Source organism: Nocardia sp. 852002-20019_SCH5090214 (assembly GCF_001665865.1).
In the GTDB taxonomy this organism is placed as follows: Bacteria; Actinomycetota; Actinomycetes; order Mycobacteriales; family Mycobacteriaceae; genus Nocardia; species Nocardia nova.
Window position 1 is genome coordinate 1 of record NZ_LZMK01000100.1, and the last position, 596, is coordinate 596.

A 596-nucleotide genomic window follows, 5' to 3' on the forward strand; every position below is an offset into this window, starting at 1 on the left:
GCCCGTTGCAGGTCGATCGAACGGGCCGTGTCGATTGTGCCGACTGCTTCGGCCTTCTTGGCGGGCTCGAGCAGGCCGGCCGTGGTCAGTTGCGGCAGGATGATCTGCTGGTCGCACAGCGACATGTGCTGGGTTCCTGCGATGCGCAGGGGGATCTTCACCCCAGTGTTGGTTGCCCAGCGCGGTTCCCAGCCCGGATTGCCGAACCAGGGCGAGGTGTCGCTGGCCAGCATCAGCAGCGGCCGGTCGAGACCGTCCGCGGCGACAGAGCCCAGGATCGGGCCGTCCAGATCGACGCCGGCACGGACACGGTGGTCGTCGTGCATCGTTTGCACGGTTGTCGACCCGCCTAGCGAGTGACCGAACATTCCGACTTTCGACAGGTCGAGGTCCTCGGCGAGGTGCGGTGGGAGTCCAGCGCGTCCCGGCTGTTCGGTGGCAGCGGTCATCAGTTGGTCGAGGACGAAGCGTGTGTCGGCGACCCTGGTCGGCAGGAGTAGATCAGGAAGGATGTGTTGTGGTGAATCCAGTGGCACCTGAGTGTGTTCGGTGTGTCCGTCGGGAAACTGCACCGCGAACGCTTCGTGGGTGTGGTT

1 pseudogene is annotated in these 596 nt (G+C 65.1%); it reads right to left on the bottom strand.

Features of this window, described 5'->3' with window-relative positions:
• Positions 1 to 596 (bottom strand): annotated as a pseudogene (locus A5780_RS07950) (hypothetical protein); the annotation flags it as partial.